The following is a 17,915-nucleotide window of genomic DNA, read 5'->3' as shown; positions in this document are numbered from 1 at the left end:
GGCGGTGGGAAGCTCAGGCGCTCGAATGGCGCGCCAATCCGGCCTTGTCGCAGCGTTCGGGGCGATCGTCGGGGCCGGGCACGTGCTGACGGCGCCCTCCGATATGGCGGGCTATCTCAGCGAGCCGCGTGATCTTTATAGGGGCGAGGCGCTCGGCATTGTTCGTCCCGCCTCGACGCAGGAGGTCGCGGCCGTCGTCAGGCTTTGCAACGAATCACGGACGCCGATCGTGCCGCAAGGCGGCAATACTGGCCTCGTCGGCGGTCAGATTCCCGATCGGAGCGGCGGGGCGATCGTTCTTTCGCTGCAACGCATGCGGGCTCTTCGCGAAATCGACCTTGCGTCGAACACGATGACGGTCGAAGCCGGCATGATCCTCGCTCACGCGCAGGCCGAGGCCGGCCGCGCCGGACGTCTTTTTCCTCTCTCCCTCGCCTCGGAAGGCTCCTGCACCATAGGCGGCAACCTCGCAACCAACGCGGGCGGCACGGGCGTGATCGCTTACGGCAACGCCCGCGATCTCGCGCTCGGGATTGAGGCGGTCCTTGCCGACGGGCGCATCTTCTGCGGCCTGTCGAAACTCAAAAAGGATAACACCGGCTATGATCTGAAGGATCTCTTCATCGGCTCAGAAGGAACGCTCGGCGTCATCACGGCGGCGACGCTGAAACTCTTTCCAAAGCCGCGCGCCGTCGAGACAGCTTTTATCGGCCTTCCCTCTCCCGCCGCCGCCGTCGCTTTGCTCGATCTCGCGCGGGAAAAGGCCGGCGGCGAGATCACCGCATTCGAACTGATTCCCCGCATCGGGCTCGATTTCGTGCTGGCTCACGTCAAGGGCGCGCGCAATCCGCTCGCGGCAAGGCATGAATGGCATGTCCTTTTGGAGCTCAGCTCGCAAAACGCGGAAGGTCTTGGCCCTCGTCTGCTCGACATGCTGAACGCCGCGGCCGAGAGCGGTCTCGTCGAGGATGCGGCGATCGCCGCCTCAGAGGCCCAACGCGCCGCCTTCTGGCGATTGCGCGAGCATCTCTCAGAGGCGCAGCGATTCGAGGGCGGCTCGATCAAGCACGACGTCAGCGTCGCCATCACTGACGCCCCCGCCTTTCTCGAAGACGTGCAGAACGTCCTCAAAGAGGCGGCGCCGGGCGCCCGGCTTGTGGCCTTCGGGCATCTTGGCGACGGCAATATCCACTGCAACGTGTCGCAGCCGGTCGGCGCCGACAGAGCAGCGTTTCTGGCGCGCTGGGACGCAATCAACGAGGCTGTGCATGCGATTGTGATCCGTTATGGCGGCTCGATCTCGGCCGAACATGGCATAGGCCAGCTGAAGCGCGATCTTTTGCCACAAGTGAAGGATAAGGTCGCGATGGATTTGATGCGCGCCTTGAAACGAACGCTCGATCCGCAGGGCATTCTCAATCCCGGCAAGGTTCTCTGATCCGCTTGTTCGTCCAGCGAAATGACCTCATGAACACTTAATCCTTTGCTTGCGGCGCTCATTCCTGGCGCGCCTGCGTTAAGGCGGCGGCTTGGGTCACGCCCGCGGCGCGGGCGGTGACTTAGGAAATCTCCCTTTCCATCAGCCAATGATGCGAAAGCGCTAACCTCCGGTGATTTATGCTATTTGCGAGGCGCCGTTGCGCCGCGTCTCGCCGCAACAGGAAAGCCGATGCTGCGATCGCTTCTTTTCGTGTTCTTGATCGTCATGGCGAGCGCGGCGCACGCCGAGCGGCTGCAAAAGTGCCCGGTCGACAAGGCCAATCAGGCCGATGTCGCCGAGGCTGTGACGGCGGCGCCGAGCTGCGCGCAATCCTATGAGGTGATGAATGTCTGCCGCTCCAATTCGAGCGGCGACGTCGCCCTGGCCAATATCGTCGTGCAGAAATGCGAACAGGTTTTCGCGTCGACTCTCGAACCTCCAGCTTTGAAGGTCTATGAAGCCGCGCGAGAAAGCTGCACGCGCCGCTTCAGGCATCAGGACGGAACCGTGTCGCTCTCCTATGCGGCGACCTGCGAGGCCGGCGTCGCCGTCGTCTTCGCGCATCGGGCGGATCTTGCCGCTATGAAGCCGCGGCGCGACCCGAGAAAGCCGCCCTATGGGGATTTGTCGCCGGTACAGTAGGTGTTGCGTCGGCAGTAACGATCGCCGTCTGCGCTGTCACGAGCGTGGCCCTTCATGCTCTACGATGCACAGTTTGCGAATCGTCAATTCGTCGACCTCCAACGCGCCAAAGCGCGCCCTCCTGATCGCCAGACGGCCAATCGCCACGGCGCCGATAGCGATAGCCCCGAACGCCGCCGCTCCTAGTGCAAGCGCAAGCAGGCTAGCTGCGGGGATGGCTTTGGATGGGCTCGCTGTTACTCCGCGCGTCATAGAGACACCTCCGTCAAGTTAGCTGGCTGCGACAGCGGAGCGCGCAGCCTATCCAAGCGAATCCGCGGGATTGTCGAACCCTATTCCGCGGCCTGCGTGCGCAAACTGTCGGGAAGCGGAATCAGTGCGGCCATAAACTGATGCAAGTCCTGAGCAATATCGGCGTCAGCCCTTAATTCGAACAGGCTTCTCGGTGGCGGGATCTTCTGGCCGCTCTCGAGCATCGCGTGGCACCAAAGCTCAAGCGCCTCTTTCGCGTTCAGCATGGCCTCGTCAACAGTGTCGCCAGCGGAGAAACAGCCCGGCAGATCGGGGAACCACACCCCGACGGCTTTGCCCTGCTCTTCTTCCACGATGGCGACGTAGTGGGTCATAGGCTTCAGTCTTTCGGCCACTTCGCCAATTTGTAGATTTGGCGCATCAGACCCTCACCCAAATCCTTCTTTGGATGAGGAAGAGAAATTACCACACCAGTTTGTGGATGGCGAAAAATATGATGCGAGCCTTTGATCCGATCAAGCACCCAACCGTCGCGTTCAAGGCGACGTTTGACTTCGCGGCTATTCGCAAGCATGCGGCACACTCCGGATTGTTCGGCTGCGCCTGATTAGTGAGTAAGATATCTCGCATGTAGCAATAGTTGCCAGACGTTAGGGAGTGCTCTTGTAGTCTACATTAGCAGCGTAATATATTGAAAAGTAACAATTATTTTTAATTGTGGATAAGTTCCACGGAGTTCAATGCGCTTACCCGGCCTGCACAAAACTCTCCAAAACCATTTTGCGGCCAGCCTTGTCGAAATCGACCGTCAGCTTGTTGCCGTCGACCGCCGCCACCGCGCCATAGCCGAATTTTTGGTGAAATACCCGGGCACCTTTGGAATAGCCTGATTGGGCGCTGGATTTCGCGACGAGTTCGCCCTCGATCTGGAGCGGTCCGCGCTGGGCGGCCCCCCGCCCAAATCCGCTCGATTTCGCCGCGCCCTGTCCTTGCCTCGTCTCTTCGTTGCGACGCTGCGCGCGCCGCCAGCCCGGCGTTTCATAAGAGGAGCCGTAGCTGTCCATATTCGCGAAGCGCGATTGCGCGTAGCCGCCATAGGCGGAGCCGGTCGCCGCTTCGACGACCTCGACATGATCGGCTGGAAGCTCATCGAGAAAGCGAGAGGGAAGCGTCGTCTGCCAAAGCCCGTGGATGCGGCGGTTGGTGGCGAAATATATTTTCGCCCGCCGCCGCGCGCGGGTAACGCCGACATAGGCGAGGCGGCGCTCTTCCTCGAGGCCCGCGCGCCCCGATTCATCGAGCGAACGCTGATGAGGAAAAAGCCCCTCCTCCCAGCCGGGCAGAAAGACCGTCTCGAATTCGAGGCCCTTCGCCGCGTGAAGCGTCATGATCGAAACGCGCGGACCAGCGTCCTTCGTCTCGGCCTCCATGACCAGCGAGATATGCTCGAGAAAGGCGCCAAGGTCCGGAAACTCCTCCATGGCGCGTACGAGCTCTTTCAGGTTTTCGAGGCGCCCGGCAGCCTCCGCTGTGCGGTCCTTGCGCCACATATCCGTGTAGCCGGACTCCTCCAATATCATCTCGATCAGCTCGCCTTGCGGCTTTTGATCGATGAGGGTCGCCCAACGGGAAAAGCTCGTCAGCAAGTCGCGCAGAACCTGCCGCTGCTTCGGCTTTATTTCATCTGTCTCGACCATATATTGCGCCGCCTGCATCAGCGGCAGGCGTTGGCCGCGGGCATATTCGTGCAGGAGCTGCAAGGTGGCGTCGCCAAGACCGCGTCGCGGCACATTGAAGATGCGCTCAAAGGCGAGATCGTCGGCCGGCTGGGCGACGCAGCGCAGATAGGCGAGCGCGTCGCGGATTTCGGCGCGCTCATAAAAGCGCGGTCCGCCGATGACCCGGTAAGGCAAGCCCAAAGTGATGAAGCGCTCCTCGAACTCGCGCATCTGGAACGAGGCGCGGACAAGGATCGCGAATTCGTCGTAAGCATGGCCTTTGCGCGCCAGCTGCTCGATCTCTTCGCCGACGCCGCGCGCTTCTTCCTCCGAGTCCCAGACGCCGCAAACGCTCGGCTTTTCGCCAGCTTCATCGTCGGTGAAAAGGGTCTTGCCGAGACGTCCTTCATTATGGGCGATGAGGCCGGCCGCGACAGCGAGGATATGCCCGGTTGAACGATAATTGCGCTCAAGGCGAATAACCTTGGCCCCCGGAAAATCCTTTTCAAACCGCAAAATATTGTCGACTTCCGCCCCGCGCCAGCCGTAGATGGATTGATCGTCATCGCCAACGCAGCAAATATTGTGACGCCCCTGCGCCAGCAGACACAGCCAAAGATATTGTATTGTGTTTGTGTCCTGATATTCGTCGACGAGCATATATCTGAACCGGTCCTGATATTGCTTCAGGACGTCCGGATTTTCGCGCAAAAGGCGCAGGCATTCGAGCAGTAGATCGCCGAAATCGGCGGCGTTGAGGATTTTCAGGCGCTCCTGATACAGCGCATAAAGCTGCGCGCCCTTGCCATTGGCGAAAACTGCCGCCTCGCCCGGCGGCACATGCGCGGGATCAAGGCCGCGGTTTTTCCAGGCGTCGATCTGATAGGCGAGCGCGCGCGCCGGCCAGCGTTTGTCATCGATATTTTCGGCCTGCAACACTTGTTTCAGGAGGCGGATCTGATCATCCGAGTCGAGAATTGTGAAGCTGGATTTCAGCCCGACGAGTTCGGCGTGACGACGCAGGATTTTGGTCGAGATCGCGTGGAAGGTGCCAAGCCACGGCATGCTCTCGGCGACGGGACCCGCCAGCATGGCGACGCGGTCCCTCATCTCCCGCGCCGCCTTGTTGGTGAAGGTGACAGCGAGAATATCATGCGCTTTCGCGCGGCCTTGAGCGATAATATGGGCAATTCTCGTGGTGAGGACGCGCGTTTTTCCGGTCCCCGCGCCTGCCAAAACGAGAACGGGACCGTCGACCGCCTCGACAGCCGCCCGCTGCTCGCCGTTCAGCCCGTCGAGATAGCGCTGGCCGCCGGACGCCGCCGCCCGGGCGCGCGCCGCGATGCCGCCCGGCTGCGGCGCTGGCGCTTCCATGTCGGCGAGGGAAAATGGATCGATCAAATCGCTGCGGCTCCTCATTTACTGGCCGTGTCGCCGGCTTGGCGAACCGGCCCCGCGGCTTCCCGCGCTGACCGCCGAATCATGTGCGCCGCTTCATTATGCGCCCGTTCAAGCGGCCCTCTGAATCGGTCGGGAGCGGCCCACTCCAATGTGGGGCCGCCACCGCCGTCTGTCGAGCTTTGGCGAGTCCAAGGCCGTCGACGGCCTGATCCATTATTTTGCACCGGGGCTTGCGCATCTTCAACATATGGCGAAAGTCGGAGCCGCTCTCTGAATGCGAGGAGTCCGGCGCGAGCGCGCCGGGCGGAGCGCGAAGGAGGTCAAGATTGCATTATACGATTGGGCGGCGGCGATCCCCCAGAGACAGATAGACGACCTTGCGCGATAGCCTGACCGTCCTCGCGATAGCCCTCATTCTTGTTCTGACCGCGGCGCTGGTCGGCCCGTATTTTGTCGATTGGAGCGCGCAGCGCGGTTGGATCGAAGCGCAGCTGACGCCAACCCTCGGCGCGCCGGCAAGGATTCTTGGCTCAATCGATCTTAAACTCCTGCCGACGCCCTACTTTGTCGTCGAAGATATCGAGTTGGGCGACCCGGCGTCCGCCTGGCGCCTCACGGCGCGAAAGCTGCGCCTCGAGATCGCCATTGCACCGCTCCTGCATGGCGACGTCGATTTCGTCGAGGCGCGGTTAGAGGCGCCGCGCCTTGAACTGACGCTGGGGCCCGGGGCATCCTTGCCGCTGCCGCCGCGAGAGTATGGAATCGCGAGGCGCCTGCGGTTCGAAAAAATCCGGGTGGCCAATGGCGCCATCCTCGTCAACGATCCGGCAAAAAACCGCTCTCTTACCTTGAAAGGCCTCGATTTCGAGGCGGAGGCGGATTCGCTTTACGGTCCCTTCAAAGCTCACGGCGCGCTCGACATCGAGGGCGAGCGCACACCCTTCCGGTTCACAACCGGCGCCGCCCAGAAGGGAGATATGAAGCTGAAGCTTTTCGCCGACGCGCGGGGCTCGCATCCGAGCGTCTCTTTGGACGGTCAGCTCAGCCTGCGGCCGGGCGGACAAAGCTTTACCGGAGCCGCAACTTTCGAGGGCGCGGAGCCGACCTGGCGCGCCGCGGGCCAACTTACGCTCGACGCCGAACGAGCCGCGCTCGCTGCGGCCGAGCTGCGTATCGGCGGCGAAGAGCGCGCCATAAGCGCCAAGGGAGAGGCCGAGTTCGATTTCTCCAGCGCGCCAAAAGCCAGCGTCACGCTGCACTCGGACGCGCTTGATCTCGACCTTTGGCAAAGTTCGGGCGGCGACCCGCATCTATTTCTGGAGAACCTGAACCTCCGGCCGCCGGCCCCTCTCGCTTTAAGCTATAGCGCTCAAACTCTGACCCTTGGCGGCGTGATCTTCTCGGACATCGCCGCCAATCTGGTCTTCGGCGATCGGCGATCTGGAGAGGAGGCTCCGACGTGGCTTCGCTTTGAGGCGGAAGGACCTGGAAAGTCGCGCCTGTTCCTTGACGGGCAATGGCGCGCCGGAGCGGAGGAAAGCTTCAACGGCACGGCTCAGGCCAGCGCGGAGGACGCCAGCTGGATCAGACCGTGGCTGCGGCCTTTGGCGCCGCAATGGACGCCAGATATCGTCCTTGGCGCCGTCGACCTTTCCGCCAAGGCGCATCTGTCGCAAAAAGCCATTGAGCTCCGCGATCTGGACCTCCGGCTCAGCGGCTCGCGTTTTTCAGGCGCGCTCGCCTATCGGCCACCGTCCGCGACGCACCCTTCGCGGTTCGACGCCGATCTCGCCACGCCATCCTTCGACCTCGGCGCCCTGCCCGGCTTCGACCTCCGCGCATTTTGGACCCGCAGTTTCGGTTCGAGCGATGGATCGCTCCGGCTCGACGCCGACGCGCTGACGCTCGGAGAAAAAGAATCAATCGGCGCCTTGACCCTGGACTTTGCAAAGTCAGGCGATCAAATCGCGCTCAATGAATTGACGTTCGAAGGATCGGATGGAGCCGTCGTCACCGCGAGCGGCCTTTTTTCATCGGCGAAGGCTCATCTCGACGCCAAGATCACCGCGCCGCGCGCGGAACGTCTTGCCGCCCTTGTTGCCAGAAGCGCTACCCTATCCGCCGGCGACCACATGCTTTCCCGCGTCGGCGCGCTTTCCGCGATCGATCTAAGCCTCAGCGCCGATGCCGTGGAAAGGAACTCCGCCCTCGCCCTCAGTTCCCTCGCCGCGAAAGGCAGCATCGGCGGCGCAAAGATCGAGGCGCTTATCGAGAGCGATCCGAAACGGGAGGGACACCTCACTATGTCGGCCAGGGCCGACGCAAAGGAAGCCATGCCGCTGCTGCGCCTGGCGGGGGTTCCCCTTGTGGATTCGGGCGGACTTGGGCCGGCCCATGTCGAGATGCAAGCGGCCGGCCTCATGGGTCAAGAAACGCAAGCGTCCATAAAGGCTTCGCTTGGCGCCGCGAGCCTTGCGTTTGACGGAGAACTCCGAGCTGATCTGACGCAGCCTTCGATAAAAGGGCGGCTACGCTTTTCGAGCGCCGACGCAGCGCCTCTGATGCGCGCGACAGGCGTTGTCTTCCCTGATTTTGCGGCGAAAGTTCCGGCCACTCTTTCCAGCGACATTGGCCTGTCAAAAGCAGGTTTCACTCTGGACAATCTGAAGGCGAATGTCGCCGGCTCCCCTGTCAGCGGCTCCCTCGCCTTTGAAAAAGGGGACCGAAACCTCCTGACGGGATCAATCGTGGCGGACACGCTACCCGCCGCCTCGCTTTTCGAACTTGTGCTTGGGGCTCCCGAGCCGGCGAAGTCCGGCTCGCTCTGGTCGGGGCTTTCCTTCGCCCCCGCGGCCTTCGACTTGCCCGCCGCCCGCCTCGCTCTGACGATCCACGACATGGCGCTTCCCGCGCCGATTTTCGCATCCGGCGTGGCTGCGAAAGACGTGCGGATGAGCCTTTCGACCTCGGCGGGCTTTCTGGATCTGCAGGACCTGCGCATGGACATCGGCGGCGGACGTTTGGCTGGCGAGATAAAGCTGCGTCGCGCGGGAGAGGAAGCATCGCTCGAAAGTCACCTCGATCTCGCCGACATCTCTCTTGACCTTCCGGCTGTCCGCGCACGCGTCAGCGGGGCGATCGACGCGGTAGGAACGGGAAAAAGCCCCGACGCGCTGGCCGCTGGCCTTGCGGGCTCGGGTCGCATTATTCTCTTTGACCTGACGATTCCGAACGCTGATCCCGCGGCGCTCGCCAGGGTGTTCGCGACTTTCGATCAGGAAGGACACTCGCTCGAGGCAAAAGAGATCGCCGCCGCCCTCGCGAATGAATTGAAGCGCGCCGAGTTCAAGGCCGGGAGCCGCGCCTTCGACGTCGCCATCGCCTCAGGCATGCTCCATCTGGCGCCGCCGGCGGACGGCAACATTGGCGCGACGGTCGCCGGCTCCTTCGATCTTCGTCAGGCGATCCTGACCGAGCGCCTGAACTTCGTCCTGAGTGCGCTGCCTAAAGACTGGAGCGGACCCGCGCCGGACGTTTCCGTGGTCATCAAGGGACCTCTATCGGCTCCTGGCGTGCAGATCGATGCGGCGGCGCTGGCGAACGCGCTATCAAGCCGGGCGATCCTGCGCGAGAGCGCGCGCATTGAATCCTATGAATTCGACGCGCACGAGCGGGCCTTCTTCTATCAACGCCTCCGGTCCGAGCGGCGCCGGGAAAGGGAGCGCAACCAGGCCGCCGAAGACGCGGGCGCAGCGCAAACACCGCCGCGGCCGGCGGATTGAGCGCTATCCTTGTGGGGGAGCCGGCCAAGGCGCCGATTCGAGCACGAAAACGCGAATGGCGGAGGACAGATTGGCTGCGCCTCGCCGCGCGTCGATCTCCGCGACTACGATCGCAAGCGATGTTCCGCGTTCCGCGGCGAGCCTTCTCAGCCTGTCCCAGAACGCGCGCTCCAGCGAGATGCTGGTGCGGTGCCCCGCGATGGTCAGTGAGTGCTTAACGATTTTCCCGGCCGCGCAGCTCGCGTCATTCGGATTGATCATCGGGTGCTAAATCCCGATGGACGCGCTCGTGGCCGTCGAGGCGGTCCTGCTCGAGGCCGCGCAGCTTGTTCGCCGCCGCACGCTCGGCGCGACCGAGGCCGAACGCAACCCGGTTCGCAGCCGCTTCGAGCTCGGAAGCATCCCTTGCGCGTTTCTTGCGGGCGCGGCGCAGGTTGACGATGTCGCCCATCAGGTCTTCTTGCGAAAGGCGTCGATCGAAACGATCTTGTCCTGCGCATCGCCCCGCGCGGCTTCCTCGATCGGACCTGGCCGGAGGCCGCTGCGTGATGGCTCTCCATCCTTTGGTCTCGCCGGCTCGATCGTGGTCAAGGACGGCGAGCCTTCAGGAGCCGCCCCCGCGAGATCGGCAGGGGAGCCGGCGTCATTGGCGCTTGTTTCGGCGGCCTCGTCATCGAGCTTGAATTCAAGATCGAAGCCGGCGGCGGGATCGGAGAAACGCGTGATGGCGTCGAACGGGATGAGCAGCATTTCGGGAACGTTCTTGAAGGAGAGCCCAACTTCAAAGGCGTGCTCCGTGACGCTCAAATCCCAGAACTGATGCTGAAGGATGATGGTCATTTCGTCCGGATATTGCTCCCGCATGCGGGTCGACAATCTGACGCCGCGCCCACGCGTGCGGAATGTAATGTAGAAATGATGTTCGCCAACGAGACCGTCGCGGGCCATGTCGCCCAGCACCTTCCGGACGACGCCGCGCAAGGCGTCCTGGACGAGAACATCATACCGGATCAAATCCACAGCCATAAAAACCCCGGTATGATTCTGTGCGACTTAGAAAAGCGTGCCGATACGGATTAAACAAAAAGCTGGCGATTGAAAAGTGGAGGCTTCTGTTGCCAGGTGCCTCCGAACCCCGCCTTAGAGTGCTACCCCCAAGGGCTTTAATTTCGGTACTATTGCCGCATTACGCAGCAACGGCCACCGGAGCATAGTTGTCATTGGCAACTATAAGGTTTAGCCCGATAACGGCGGTACCATGCCGAGCGAAAGACAATCCTTTACACTCCCCGTCGAACCTATTTCGCCCCCGCCAAAATCCGCTTAATTCGATACGGATTTTGGTGGAGGCGCCGGGTACCGCCCCCGGGTCCGAAGAGCTTATTTCGACGCCGTTTATCGCCATAGCCGCGCGAACGCGGCAAAAACAATATAAGCGTCAAACGCGGATTTACAAACGCCGTTCGCGAAACGGAGAGGAACAATTTCTCCGCCCGCCGTTTATCCCCAGCCTGATTTCGCGAGGACTTGACCGGCGGGGACCGCTTGTCGATCCTCGCGCGGGCCAAATGCGCCGAAATCGAGGATCTCTTATGCAAGCCTATCTCGATCTGCTCGCCAAAATCCTGGCGGAGGGCGTTCAGAAGCCTGACCGCACGGGTACGGGCACGCGCTCGATTTTCGGGCATCAAATGCGCTTCGACCTCAGCGCCGGATTTCCGCTGGTGACGACCAAGAAACTGCACTGGAAATCGATCGTGCACGAACTTCTTTGGTTCTTGCGCGGCGAAACCAACATCGCTTACCTGAAAGAAAATGACGTCGGCATCTGGGACGAGTGGGCTGATTCCAAAGGCGATCTGGGGCCCGTCTACGGCCGGCAATGGCGTTCCTGGCAGGCGCCGGACGGACGCACGATTGATCAGATCTCAAATATGATTGATGAGATCGCCCACAATCCATTTTCGCGCCGCCTTATCGTCTCGGCCTGGAATCCAGCCGATCTGGCCGAGATGGCGCTCGCGCCCTGCCACTGCCTTTTTCAGTTCAACGTCCGCGACGACGCCGAGGGAGCGCGACGCCTCGATCTCCAGCTCTATCAGCGCTCCGGCGACGCTTTTCTCGGGGCGCCTTTCAATATCGCCAGCTATGCTCTCCTGACCGAAATGCTGGCGGCGGCGTGCGGCCTCAAGCCAGGCGATTTCGTCCACACCTTCGGCGACGCCCATCTCTATCTCAATCATCTCGAGCAGGCCCGTTTGCAGCTGACGCGAACGCCGCGAAATCCGCCGACGGTCAGGCTGAACCCGGAGGTGAAATCAATCTTTGATTTCCGCTACGAAGACATCGTGCTCGAAAATTACGATCCGCACCCGGCGATCAAGGCGCCCGTCGCCGTGTGAGACGCGGGCCTCGATCGTCGCAAGACCCATTCGCTTCGCCGCGCCCGATACGGTATAGGTCGCCGCGCCACTTTGGAATTTTCGCGGCTCCCAGCAAGTCATGACCCACCCAGCATCGGCCAAGGAGGATCGGCCAGAGGTTCTGCTCCTTCCCGGCGGACAAGCCTCGATTACGGCGGGCGTTTTATGGATGCTCGCCACGACTCTCCTGTTCGTGTGTCAGGATTCGACGTCGCGGATTTTGCTTGCCTCCTATCCGCCGACGGAGGTCGCCTTCGCGCGCTATTTCGTGCACATTCTTCTGGTCGCGAGTTTTCTCGCCTGGCGCGCGCCCCGGCTTATGGTCTCGCGCCGGCCGATCTTGCAGATGTTGCGGTCGACCCTGCTGCTCGGTACGACGCTTTTTGGCCTTTTGGCATTGAAGATCATGCCCTTCCTCGACTTTTCCGCCGTCGTCTGGGTCGCGCCGGTGCTTGTCACCGCTCTCTCGGTCGTCATCCTCGGAGAAAAGGTCAGCTGGCGCGGGTGGCTCAGCGTCTTCATCGGTCTTGCCGGCGTTTGGGTCATTGTCGCGGAGGGCGGCATCCATATCTCCGCCCTGATGCTGTTTCCGCTGCTCGCCGCCCTTTGCAACGCGCTCTACCAGATCGCGACGCGCGTGTTGCATACGAGCGACGCGCCGCTGACGACGCTATTCTATACGGCGCTCGTGGGCGCCATTTTCTGCGCCGCTTTTCTGCCTTTCGTGGGCGTCGCGCCAAGGCCCGCGGATCTCGCGCTGATGGCCTTTCTTGGAAGCCTTGGCGTCGCCAGCCATTTCTGCATGATCCGGGCGTTTGCCGCGGCACCCGCCAATGTCGTCGCGCCTTTCGGCTATACCGCGCTATTGTGGGCGACCTTGTTCAGCGTTGTCATTTTCGCAGAAATTCCGGGGGTGCGGACGATGATCGGAACGGGCCTGATCGTTGCGGCGGGTCTGTCGATCTTCTTAGGCCCGCGATCGCGACGGAGCACATAAAGAATGACCGCCCTGACCAACGTGCGAATCCGCGCCGCAAAGCCAGCCGACGCCGCATTGATTTTCAAGCTCGTCGCGGAACTCGCCGATTATGAGCATCTTTCCGCCGAACTCCTCGCGACGGAACAAAACATCGCCGCGGCCCTCTTCGGTCCGGCGCCTCGCGCATTCTGCGACATAGCCGAGGTTAGCGGCGAACCCAGCGGATTCGCTCTGTGGTTCTACACATTTTCGAGCTTTCGCGGCCGTCACGGCATCTGGCTTGAGGATCTTTATGTGCGCCCCGCCTTTCGCGGCAGGGGATTTGGCAAGGTCCTGCTTCGGCATGTCGCGCGGCGTTGCGTCGACGAGAACCTTGGCCGCTTCGAATGGTCCGTGCTCGACTGGAACGAACCGTCCATCCGATTTTACAAGGGGATGGGCGCGCGGCTGATGGAGCAATGGCGCATCTGCCGCGTCGAAGACGAAGCGCTTCGTAAGCTTGGCGGCGTTGAGCCCCCGGCATGAGCGTCCCTCTCGCCCTCGTCGCTGCGATTGGTCAAAACGGCGTCATCGGCGCGGACGATCGCCTGCCTTTCCGCCTGCCGAGCGATCTCAAGCGCTTCCGCGCGCTGACCTGGGGGAAGCCCCTGCTGATGGGCCGCAAAACCTTCGAATCAATCGGGCGCCCGCTGCCTGGGCGAGAGACCATCATCGTTACGCGCGGCCTGGAGTTCAGCGTGGCCGCAAGCGGCGTTCACGTCGCCTATGATCTCGACGAGGCTCTGGCCCTCGCGCAACGACGCGCGGAAGCCATGGGCGCCGATGAAGTCATTCTGGCGGGCGGCGGTGATCTCTATGGCGCGCTGCTCGCCCACGTCGATCGAATGTATCTGACGCTGGTTGACCTCGCGCCGCCGGGCGATGTGCGTTTTCCGCACATCGATTGGTCGGAATGGGTGGAGCGCGCGCGCATTCGCCCGCCGCCCCATCCCGCCGATGAGGCGAGCTTTGCCTTCGTCGAATTTCAAAGGCTTCAATTGGCCCGTGATCGCTGAGGGGCGTTTTTTTCTGCCCTCAAGAAAACGAACCATTTCTCCCGGGCGGCATTTCAGACCGCATCAGGAGAAACGTCATAATAACTGAAATTCATGGAAAATCCGGCGCGCAACGCGTTTCCGGCGCAGGCGCAAAGCCTTATGCGCAAATTCTTTTGCGGCGTTGTTTGCTGATTCTGCCGCTCGGGATTCTTGCCATGGCGCCCGCGAAGGCCACCCCGCCGGAAGCGCCGCGCGACGCAGGGCAGCCCCTGCCGCCGCCTCGGCCCGCCGAGCTCGCCCCGGCTCCCGTCAGCCTTCCGCCGCCTGCGCCGGAGTCCGGCGCGACGGTAAACGACTGCCCCGCGTCACTCCTCGCTGAAGGCGCGACGCTGAATAAAGTAACGATCGGGGCCCAAAGCGATTCCCGCTGCGCCATCGCGGATCCTGTCAGGATCGAATCATTGGCCTTGCGAGGCGGCCAGCGGGTCGATTTGCCGGATCGTCCGACTGTCGATTGTGCAGTCGCGCAGACCCTCGCCCATTTCGTGGACGAGGCGCTGGAGCCTCTCGTCAAAGGAACGTTCAACGCTTCGATGGTCGCGCTAGAAACGGGGCCCGGGTTTGAATGCAGAACGCGCGATCATATCGCCGGAGCGAAACTCAGCGAACACGCCAATGGTCTGGCGATCGACATAGCCAGCATCACCTTCGCTGGCGGACGCGTTTACCACGTCGGCAAATTGGCCGATGAAGCGGAGCGGGGCTTCGACCACGCCGTCCGCGCCGCCGCCTGCGGCTATTTCCATACGGCTCTTGGTCCTGGCGCTGACGCCTTTCACGCAAGCCACTGGCACCTCGACCTCGAAAGTCGCGGCAGGAACGGCGAATCGAAATTTTGCCAGTAAGCCGCTCGCTTTCCGGGCAATTCGGCGGCCGCGGCGTTGCGGCGCGCGCGCCCGCCTCCCATTTGTGCTGAGGCGGGCGCTCTCCTATAAGGGTTGGAGCGGGACGGCTCTATTTTCGAAACGAGGTTTCATGCCGTGGATCAATGAAGGCGGAAATGGCGGCTCATGGAAGCCCAGCAATGGGGGGCCCTGGGGCCAAAAGCCGAGCTCGCCGCAGCCTGATTTCGAGGATTTTGTCCGGCGCGGGCAAGAGAAGCTGAAGCAGTGGATCCCAGGCTCCGGCGGCGGATTTGGCGGCGCGCGCGGCGTTATCGCCCTGGCTCTTGTCGGCGTGATCTTCTGGCTGCTGTCCGGGTTTTACACGGTCGAGCCCAATGAAGTCGGGCTGAACAAGATATTCGGGCGGTACACCGGCAAAACAGGCCCCGGCCTGAATTACAACCTGCCCTATCCGATAGGCGAAGTGCAGAAGCTGCAGGTGACGAACCGCAACACAATCAACGTCGGATTCGCCCAGCGGCCGGACATGCGCGCGCCCAACGCGCAAACGTCGATCGATTTGCCGGAAGAAAGCCTGATGCTGACCGGCGATGAAAATATCGCCGACGTCAAATTCGTCGTCATCTGGCAGATCGATCCGGTGCATCCGGAAGATTACGCTTTCAATATCGCCAATCAGCGCGAAACGGTGAAGGCGGTGGCCGAAAGCGCGATGCGCGAAGTCATCGGCCGCAGCCAGATCCAGCGCATTCTCACCGCCGAGCGCAAAGTCATCGAGCCCGCCGTGCAGGAGCTGATGCAGAAGATCCTGAACCAGTACAAGGCCGGCGTGCTGATCCTGCAGGTGCAATTGCAATCTGTCGATCCGCCCGAGCAAGTGATCGCGGCTTTCCGCGACGTCACCGCCGCGCAGCAGGACCAAAACAGGATGCGCAACGAGGCCGAAGCCTACGCCAACCGCGTTGTGCCGGAAGCGCGGGGCAAGGCGGCCGCCACGATCCAGGAAGCTGAAGGCTATCGGCTTCAGACCGTCGCCGAGGCGACTGGACAGGCCGCGCGATTCAACAAGATCTACGAACAATACAAGAAAGCGCCTGACGTGACTCGCGAACGTATGTATCTCGAAACAATGGAGCGGGTTTATGGCGGCATGGACAAGGTGATCGTCGATCAGGGCGCACAGGGAACGGGCGTCGTTCCCTATCTGCCGCTTGGCGCCCTATCGTCGAAGCCTTCAGACGGATCACGCAAATGAAGGCGGCCTCGACATTCGCCATCCTTGCCGGCGCGATCGTTTTCCTGATCGTGGCGATGGCCTCGACGTTCACCGTGTCGCAGACGGAGCAGGCCCTCGTGCTGCGCTTCGGCGAGCCCGTCCAGGGCCGCGGGCTGATCACTAAGCCGGGGCTTCATTTCAAACTGCCGTTCATCGAGAATGTCGTCTATCTCGACAACCGCATCCTTGATCTCGAAGCGCCGAAGCAGGAGGTCCTGGCCTCCGACAACACGCGGATCGAGGTGGATTCTTTCCTGCGCTATAAAATCGTTGATCCGCTGAAATTCTATCAGACCGTCGGCACGATCGATCGCGCGAACAGCCAGCTCGGCTTTGTCCTGAACTCCGCCGTTCGTCGCGTGTTGGGCGAAGCCAACCTCACCCAGATCGTTCGCGATGACCGCGCAAGTCTGATGGCGAAGATCCGCGATCAGGTGAATTTGGAGAGCGGACGCCTTGGCGTCGACGCCGTAGACGTACGCATCCGGCGCGCCGATCTACCGAAGCAGATCTCGGAAAAGGTGTTTAGCCGGATGCAAACGGAACGCGCGCGCGAGGCCGCCGAATATCGCGCGCAAGGCTCGGAACAGGCGCAAAAGATCGTCGCCGCGGCCGATCGCGACGTCGTCGTGCTGCGAGGCAACGCACAGCGTCAGGCCGATCAAACACGCGGCGACGGCGACGCCGAGCGCAACCGCATCTTTGCCGAAGCCTATGGCAAGGATCCCGGTTTCTTCGCCTTTTACCGTTCGATGCAAGCCTATGAAACCGGGCTGAAATCGAGCGATACAAGGATGGTGCTCAGCCCAAAATCGGATTTCTTCCGGTTCTTCGGCTCAGCCAAAGGCGAGCCGGCCCCTGCTCCGGCCGCCGCCGCGACCGACGTCCCGGCCGCCGCTGTTCCCTGATGTTTAATGCCGCCGGCGGTCTGTTGAGATCGCCGGCGCAACCGCAATTCAATTGCTCCGCTTTATCTCAAATCGGGTTCCGGCTAGGCTGGCTTGTTTCTGGAGACGGCAAGGCTGATTTGAAGCGGGTCGCGCATGTCCAACCTGCATCCCCAAGGCGGAACAGCAATCTCTGCGCCGCGCGCTGAACGCTACAGCGCCGGCAAAACGTTGCGCGATATCGTTTCGCGTGACAGCCATGCGGATTGCCCGCCGGGGTCGGAGCGCGATCCTGTCGCAATCCTCGGCGAAACAGATGCTCAGCGCCTGCCTAATCTGCTGCCGATCCGCTATAAGCGCATGGCGCAGTCACCGTTTACCTTTCTTCGCGGCGCCGCCGCTGTGATGGCGCATGACCTCGCGGAGCTGCCGCAGCTTGGCGTTCACGTGCAGGCTTGCGGCGATTGCCATTTGATGAATTTCGGCGCCTTCAGCACGCCCGAAGGACGCGTGCTTTTCGACATCAATGATTTCGATGAAACGCTCCCCGGCGTCGACTTCACCGTCGATCTGAAGCGGCTCGTCACGAGCGTCGCGGTCGCCGCCCGAGACGCCGGAATTTCCGATAAGAAGGCCAAAATCCTGGCGCGCGGCGCCGCCAAGGCCTATCGCGATTTCCTCGGCGAACTCGCCAAAGAGCCGCCGCTTGAAGTCTGGCATTCACGTATCGACGTCGACCGCGAAGTCCGCAGGATCGACGATGAGAGATTGCGCAATCAACTCCTGTCGCTTTTGATCAAATCGAAAAAAGACCTGGCAGCCGACGACAATTTTCCGCATCTCGCGTCGACGAAGGGCGGAGCGGCCCATATCGAGGATCGCCCGCCGCTGATCTATCATTTCGACTCGGACGCCGCGCACGACCAAAAGATCGACGCTCCTTCTGTTTTCGCAGCCTATCAGAAAACGCTTCTGCCCGAGCGGCGCATATTGGTTGACCGGTATGTATAACGGACCGCAATCATCCGCGGCCGGGATCGCAATCATCGCAAGTTCCGGCCCACAATCATTGCAACTAGGCCCGGCGCTTGGGACCACAATCATTGCAACTGGACCCACATTGATTGCAACCG

The 17,915-nt window shown here is 61.9% G+C and carries 18 protein-coding genes and 1 other RNA gene; 12 read left to right on the top strand and 7 right to left on the bottom strand.

The genetic code is table 11. The features are described from left to right. Window positions 1-25: 25 nt before the first annotated feature. Both MPC4_RS19250 and MPC4_RS19245 read left to right on the top strand, forming a co-directional pair. Complete coding sequence (locus tag MPC4_RS19250; protein WP_174513952.1) at window positions 26-1,438, top strand: FAD-binding oxidoreductase; 1,413 nt, start codon at window positions 26-28, stop codon at window positions 1,436-1,438. Between the two features lie 231 nt (window positions 1,439-1,669). Next, entirely contained in the window at window positions 1,670-2,122 is a 453-nt protein-coding gene (locus tag MPC4_RS19245; RefSeq protein ID WP_174513951.1) for a hypothetical protein, read from the top strand. Window positions 2,123-2,454: 332 nt separating this feature from the next. On the opposite strand, the gene MPC4_RS19240 is transcribed toward MPC4_RS19245, so the two are convergent. From MPC4_RS19240 to MPC4_RS19230, 3 genes are all read right to left on the bottom strand, one after another. Further along, a complete protein-coding gene (locus MPC4_RS19240; RefSeq protein ID WP_174513950.1) occupies window positions 2,455-2,748 on the bottom strand; it encodes a type II toxin-antitoxin system HicB family antitoxin in 294 nt (97 codons plus the stop codon). A 5-nt stretch (window positions 2,749-2,753) separates the two neighbouring features. After that, window positions 2,754-2,948 (bottom strand): type II toxin-antitoxin system HicA family toxin, encoded by a 195-nt coding sequence (locus MPC4_RS19235; RefSeq protein ID WP_174513949.1) that lies wholly within the window; start codon window positions 2,946-2,948, stop codon window positions 2,754-2,756. Between the two features lie 172 nt (window positions 2,949-3,120). Continuing rightward, window positions 3,121-5,466: an ATP-dependent helicase gene (locus tag MPC4_RS19230; RefSeq protein WP_244629126.1), complete on the bottom strand. Its 2,346-nt coding sequence runs from the start codon at window positions 5,464-5,466 to the stop codon at window positions 3,121-3,123. Between the two features lie 175 nt (window positions 5,467-5,641). On the opposite strand from MPC4_RS19230, the gene MPC4_RS21555 reads away from it, so the two are divergent. Beyond that, on the top strand, window positions 5,642-5,767 hold the full coding sequence (locus tag MPC4_RS21555; protein ID WP_280514846.1) for a hypothetical protein: 126 nt from the start codon (window positions 5,642-5,644) through the stop codon (window positions 5,765-5,767). Between the two features lie 103 nt (window positions 5,768-5,870). Beyond that, window positions 5,871-9,275, top strand: coding sequence for an AsmA family protein (locus MPC4_RS19225; protein WP_174513947.1), 3,405 nt, complete (start codon window positions 5,871-5,873; stop codon window positions 9,273-9,275). Window positions 9,276-9,278: 3 nt separating this feature from the next. On the opposite strand, the gene MPC4_RS19220 is transcribed toward MPC4_RS19225, so the two are convergent. The 4 genes from MPC4_RS19220 to ssrA all read right to left on the bottom strand — a co-directional run bounded on the left by MPC4_RS19220 (window position 9,279) and on the right by ssrA (window position 10,736). After that, complete coding sequence (locus tag MPC4_RS19220; protein ID WP_174513946.1) at window positions 9,279-9,536, bottom strand: ribbon-helix-helix domain-containing protein; 258 nt, start codon at window positions 9,534-9,536, stop codon at window positions 9,279-9,281. After that, complete coding sequence (locus MPC4_RS19215) at window positions 9,520-9,726, bottom strand: DUF4169 family protein (RefSeq protein WP_174513945.1); 207 nt, start codon at window positions 9,724-9,726, stop codon at window positions 9,520-9,522. Before MPC4_RS19215 ends, MPC4_RS19220 begins: the two co-directional genes overlap by 17 nt. Next, the gene (locus tag MPC4_RS19210; protein WP_134487924.1) at window positions 9,726-10,301 is read right to left on the bottom strand and encodes an SspB family protein; all 576 of its coding nucleotides are present in this window, start codon (window positions 10,299-10,301) and stop codon (window positions 9,726-9,728) included. The genes MPC4_RS19215 and MPC4_RS19210 overlap by 1 nt, the downstream gene beginning before the upstream one ends. 75 nt (window positions 10,302-10,376) lie before the next feature. Next, window positions 10,377-10,736: a transfer-messenger RNA gene (ssrA, locus tag MPC4_RS19205) on the bottom strand. A gap of 131 nt (window positions 10,737-10,867) precedes the next feature. Between ssrA and MPC4_RS19200 the strand changes: the two genes are divergently transcribed. From MPC4_RS19200 to MPC4_RS19165, 8 genes are all read left to right on the top strand, one after another. Then, on the top strand, window positions 10,868-11,677 hold the full coding sequence (locus MPC4_RS19200) for a thymidylate synthase (RefSeq protein ID WP_174513944.1): 810 nt from the start codon (window positions 10,868-10,870) through the stop codon (window positions 11,675-11,677). 100 nt (window positions 11,678-11,777) lie between these two features. Beyond that, window positions 11,778-12,695, top strand: coding sequence for a DMT family transporter (locus tag MPC4_RS19195; protein WP_174513943.1), 918 nt, complete (start codon window positions 11,778-11,780; stop codon window positions 12,693-12,695). Between the two features lie 3 nt (window positions 12,696-12,698). Continuing rightward, window positions 12,699-13,202, top strand: a complete 504-nt coding sequence (locus MPC4_RS19190; protein ID WP_174513942.1) for a GNAT family N-acetyltransferase — start codon at window positions 12,699-12,701, stop codon at window positions 13,200-13,202. After that, window positions 13,199-13,732 carry a dihydrofolate reductase gene (locus MPC4_RS19185; RefSeq protein WP_174513941.1) on the top strand — a complete coding sequence of 178 codons (534 nt, stop codon included), beginning with the start codon at window positions 13,199-13,201 and terminating at the stop codon, window positions 13,730-13,732. Before MPC4_RS19190 ends, MPC4_RS19185 begins: the two co-directional genes overlap by 4 nt. A gap of 197 nt (window positions 13,733-13,929) precedes the next feature. Then, window positions 13,930-14,619, top strand: a complete 690-nt coding sequence (locus MPC4_RS19180) for an extensin family protein (protein ID WP_174513940.1) — start codon at window positions 13,930-13,932, stop codon at window positions 14,617-14,619. A 130-nt stretch (window positions 14,620-14,749) separates the two neighbouring features. Continuing rightward, a complete protein-coding gene (gene hflK, locus MPC4_RS19175; protein ID WP_134487930.1) occupies window positions 14,750-15,874 on the top strand; it encodes an FtsH protease activity modulator HflK in 1,125 nt (374 codons plus the stop codon). Beyond that, on the top strand, window positions 15,871-16,803 hold the full coding sequence (gene hflC, locus MPC4_RS19170) for a protease modulator HflC (RefSeq protein WP_174513939.1): 933 nt from the start codon (window positions 15,871-15,873) through the stop codon (window positions 16,801-16,803). The genes hflK and hflC overlap by 4 nt, the downstream gene beginning before the upstream one ends. Before the next feature lie 135 nt (window positions 16,804-16,938). Then, window positions 16,939-17,793, top strand: a complete 855-nt coding sequence (locus MPC4_RS19165; RefSeq protein ID WP_174513938.1) for a DUF2252 family protein — start codon at window positions 16,939-16,941, stop codon at window positions 17,791-17,793. Window positions 17,794-17,915 lie beyond the last annotated feature (122 nt).

The organism is Methylocella tundrae (assembly GCF_901905185.1).
Lineage (GTDB): Bacteria > Pseudomonadota > Alphaproteobacteria > Rhizobiales > Beijerinckiaceae > Methylocapsa > Methylocapsa tundrae.
This window is presented reverse-complemented; position numbering and strand designations above follow the sequence as displayed.

What these genes read in the sequence shown, in the direction of transcription:
- hflK (WP_134487930.1), top strand. Translation starts at nt 14,750, where the DNA reads ATGCCGTGGATCAATGAAGGCGGAAATGGCGGCTCATGGAAGCCCAGC.
- MPC4_RS19245 (WP_174513951.1), top strand. Translation starts at nt 1,670, where the DNA reads ATGCTGCGATCGCTTCTTTTCGTGTTCTTGATCGTCATGGCGAGCGCG.
- MPC4_RS21555 (WP_280514846.1), top strand. Translation starts at nt 5,642, where the DNA reads ATGTGGGGCCGCCACCGCCGTCTGTCGAGCTTTGGCGAGTCCAAGGCC.
- MPC4_RS19220 (WP_174513946.1), bottom strand. Translation starts at nt 9,536, where the DNA reads ATGATCAATCCGAATGACGCGAGCTGCGCGGCCGGGAAAATCGTTAAG.
- MPC4_RS19200 (WP_174513944.1), top strand. Translation starts at nt 10,868, where the DNA reads ATGCAAGCCTATCTCGATCTGCTCGCCAAAATCCTGGCGGAGGGCGTT.
- MPC4_RS19165 (WP_174513938.1), top strand. Translation starts at nt 16,939, where the DNA reads ATGTCCAACCTGCATCCCCAAGGCGGAACAGCAATCTCTGCGCCGCGC.
- MPC4_RS19210 (WP_134487924.1), bottom strand. Translation starts at nt 10,301, where the DNA reads ATGGCTGTGGATTTGATCCGGTATGATGTTCTCGTCCAGGACGCCTTG.
- hflC (WP_174513939.1), top strand. Translation starts at nt 15,871, where the DNA reads ATGAAGGCGGCCTCGACATTCGCCATCCTTGCCGGCGCGATCGTTTTC.
- MPC4_RS19185 (WP_174513941.1), top strand. Translation starts at nt 13,199, where the DNA reads ATGAGCGTCCCTCTCGCCCTCGTCGCTGCGATTGGTCAAAACGGCGTC.
- MPC4_RS19250 (WP_174513952.1), top strand. Translation starts at nt 26, where the DNA reads ATGGCGCGCCAATCCGGCCTTGTCGCAGCGTTCGGGGCGATCGTCGGG.
- MPC4_RS19240 (WP_174513950.1), bottom strand. Translation starts at nt 2,748, where the DNA reads ATGACCCACTACGTCGCCATCGTGGAAGAAGAGCAGGGCAAAGCCGTC.
- MPC4_RS19195 (WP_174513943.1), top strand. Translation starts at nt 11,778, where the DNA reads ATGACCCACCCAGCATCGGCCAAGGAGGATCGGCCAGAGGTTCTGCTC.
- MPC4_RS19215 (WP_174513945.1), bottom strand. Translation starts at nt 9,726, where the DNA reads ATGGGCGACATCGTCAACCTGCGCCGCGCCCGCAAGAAACGCGCAAGG.
- MPC4_RS19230 (WP_244629126.1), bottom strand. Translation starts at nt 5,466, where the DNA reads ATGGAAGCGCCAGCGCCGCAGCCGGGCGGCATCGCGGCGCGCGCCCGG.
- MPC4_RS19180 (WP_174513940.1), top strand. Translation starts at nt 13,930, where the DNA reads ATGGCGCCCGCGAAGGCCACCCCGCCGGAAGCGCCGCGCGACGCAGGG.
- MPC4_RS19190 (WP_174513942.1), top strand. Translation starts at nt 12,699, where the DNA reads ATGACCGCCCTGACCAACGTGCGAATCCGCGCCGCAAAGCCAGCCGAC.
- MPC4_RS19235 (WP_174513949.1), bottom strand. Translation starts at nt 2,948, where the DNA reads ATGCTTGCGAATAGCCGCGAAGTCAAACGTCGCCTTGAACGCGACGGT.